This window comes from Phenylobacterium sp. (assembly GCF_046590535.1).
Classification (GTDB): Bacteria; Pseudomonadota; Alphaproteobacteria; order Caulobacterales; family Caulobacteraceae; genus Phenylobacterium.
The window spans coordinates 1-2,982 of sequence record NZ_JBKJTG010000083.1; the positions used below are offsets into that span (position 1 = coordinate 1).

Below are 2,982 nucleotides of genomic sequence, written 5' to 3' on the forward strand. Positions count from 1 at the left end.
GTGGAGGGGGGCTAAGGGACGCGCGTCAGTCGATAGACACCGTGCCCAATGAACTGGAGATAGCCCTTGTCTCGCAGGACCTGCAGCTGCTGTCGGATTTTGGGGCGGATGTTGCGATTGTTGGGATACTGCGTCTGCAACTTTGCCTCAGCGGCGTAGACATCCTCCAAGTCGAACTCCGAACGCCCGAGGGCCTCCACCGCTTTCATCACCTCGATAAGCCAACCCCGCGCCATCTCACTCGCGTCGCGGAGGAAAAGGGTGCGCCGCCACTGTTCCTGGACGACGCTAGCGGGCGTCGGCACGCGATCCTTCAGAAGCACGATCCTTCCAGACAACGGGATGCGGTCGAGGAGAATGTTGCATCCGACCCACCCGGCACGACGGGCGGAGGGCCCGAGAGGCGGACGAACCTTGATGATGTCCAGAACGAAGAAATGCTTTGGCACCACGATCAAGTCGGTGGCGCTCAGCGACGCCCGATCATATCGGAGCAGCAGCAGGTTGGGATTGTTCCGCGCCCGCAACCGGCTTTGCATCGCCGAATAGGCCCCGTCCGGGACAGTCCGCCCAAAGGCCTTCTGGGTGCTTTTCAGTTCAAACTCTTCCGCGCAGACCGGACAGCGGAAGTCGCCGACCTTGCTGTTGGCCGGCAGGTGGTCGAGACCGCGCCGAGCGCAGTTCGGACAGGATAGCCACGGAGCGGCCCACGTCTCGGTGGACACGCGCGCCTTCTGCGACGCGCTGGTAAAATGGGCGGGTGGCTCCTCGAAGCCGAGCGGCCGGTCGAACTCGTCGTTCTCGCCCTGCATGCGCCGCCCAAATGCCCTGAGGCGACGAGTCTGAAGGACAGACGTGACGCCTTCCTTAAGTCGCGGGCGGACGGGCTCTTACGTCCATCGAGGCCGCAGCTTCAATCTGGCCATGGGCCTGAAGGTGCATTCTCATTCCAAGGAATGACAATCAGCAGGTAGCGAGGTCGCCGCACTCGGTCCCCTCGATCTCGTCGCCATCCCCATTGAGCGTGACATAGAGAGCTGCGTCGAATTCTTGCTGACCCTCGCTTTGCCAAGTGTACGAGCTGGGGCTGTCGTTCGCCAAGGCAGACGCCTCCTCGGCGTCCTTCGCTTCGATCTCGGCCACGTAGTCGATAAAGGCGTCCTTCCGACAGAGGACCCTGAATACAGGCATCGCGTTCCTCCTGATATTGAGCTTGCCCGGCGCGGGGAGCCGTTGGCGCATCCCCCTACCGCTTCCCCTTCCTAAACCGCGCCGCGGCTTCCGCCCGGGCCTCGGCCTTGACGCGCTTCTCGGCGCCGCGGTCGACCGCCTCGCCGGGGGCGGTCATGGCGTCGTTGGCGAAGGCCAGGTCGAGCATCTTCAGGCGCTTGATCTCGTCGCGCAGGCGCGCGGCCTCCTCGAACTCCAGGTTTGAAGCCGCCGCGCGCATGCGGTTTTCCAGGTCCCTGAGGGTGGCCTTGAAGTTGTCGCCCAGGAACGGCTTGGCGCCGTCCTCGGCCACGCCCACGGGGATGGTCACCCGGTCCTTCTCGTAAGGGGACGCCAGGATGTCCTTGATGGAGGACTTGATGCTGGTGGCGGTGATGCCGTGGGCGGCGTTGTACTCCGCCTGCTTCTCGCGCCGGCGCTGGGTCTCGGCCATGGCGCGTTCCATGGAGCCGGTGATGCGGTCGGCGTAGAGGATCACCCGGCCGTCGATGTTGCGCGCGGCGCGGCCGATGGTCTGGATCAGGCTGGTCTCCGAGCGCAGGAAGCCCTCCTTGTCGGCGTCGAGGATGGCCACCAGCCCGCACTCGGGGATGTCCAGGCCCTCGCGCAGCAGGTTGATGCCGACCAGCGCGTCGAAGGCGCCCAGCCGCAGGTCCCGAATGATCTCGATCCGCTCCATGGTGTCCACGTCGGAGTGCATGTAGCGCACCCGCAGGCCCTGCTCGTGCATGTACTCGGTGAGGTCCTCGGCCATCTTCTTGGTGAGCACGGTGATCAGGCTGCGGTAGCCCTGCAGGGCCACCTGGCGGACCTGGTCGATGACGTCGTCCACCTGGCTGAACCCGTCCTTGGAGACGGGCTTGATCTCCACCGGCGGGTCGATCAGGCCGGTGGGGCGGATCACCTGCTCGGTGAACACCCCGCCGGTGCGCTCCATCTCCCAGGGGCCGGGGGTGGCCGAGACGTGCACGGTGTCCGGCCGCATGGCCTCCCACTCCTCGAACTTGAGCGGGCGGTTGTCCATGGCCGAGGGCAGGCGAAAGCCGTACTCGGCCAGGGTGAACTTGCGCCGGTAGTCGCCGCGGTACATGCCGCCGATCTGCGGCACGGTCTGGTGGCTCTCGTCGACGAACAGCAGGGCGTTGTCGGGGATGTATTCGAAGAAGGTCGGCGGCGGCTCGCCCTGGCGGCGGCCGGTGAGGTAGCGGCTGTAGTTCTCGATCCCGGCGCAGGAGCCGGTGGCCTCGATCATCTCGATGTCGAAGGTGGTCCGCTGCTCCAGCCGCTGGGCCTCCAAGAGCTTGCCGTTGGCCACCATCCAGTCGAGGCGGTCCTTCAACTCGATCTTGATCAGGTTGATCGCCTGCCGGAGCGTCGGGCGTGGCGTCACGTAGTGGCTGTTGGCGTAGACCTTGATGCCCTCGAGGTCGGCGGTCTTCCTGCCGGTCAGCGGGTCGAACTCGGTGATGGCCTCGATCTCGTCGCCGAACAGGCTGATCCGCCAGGCGCGGTCCTCGTAGTGGGCCGGATAGATCTCCAGGGTGTCGCCGCGGCGTCGGAACGAGCCGCGCTCGAAGGCGGCGTCGTTGCGCTTGTACTGCAGCGCCACCAGGTCGCCCATCAGCTTCTTCTCGTCGACCTTCTGCCCGGGCTCGAGCGAGAAGGTCATGGCCGTGTAGGTCTCGACCGAACCGATGCCGTAGATGCAGGAGACCGAGGCCACCACGATGACGTCGTCGCGCTCCAGGATCG

3 protein-coding genes are annotated in these 2,982 nt (G+C 65.5%); all 3 read right to left on the minus strand.

Annotated elements, in window-relative coordinates; translation table 11 throughout:
* Nucleotides 1-11: 11 nt before the first annotated feature.
* Entirely contained in the window at nucleotides 12-812 is an 801-nt protein-coding gene (locus tag ACLL81_RS04990; protein ID WP_411287242.1) for a DpnI domain-containing protein, read from the minus strand.
* 151 nt (nucleotides 813-963) lie between these two features.
* Nucleotides 964-1,242, minus strand: coding sequence for a hypothetical protein (locus ACLL81_RS04995; protein ID WP_411287243.1), 279 nt, complete (start codon nucleotides 1,240-1,242; stop codon nucleotides 964-966).
* A gap of 4 nt (nucleotides 1,243-1,246) precedes the next feature.
* A partial coding sequence (gene uvrB, locus ACLL81_RS05000; protein WP_411287244.1) for an excinuclease ABC subunit UvrB occupies nucleotides 1,247-2,982 on the minus strand: 1,736 nt, incomplete at its 5' end.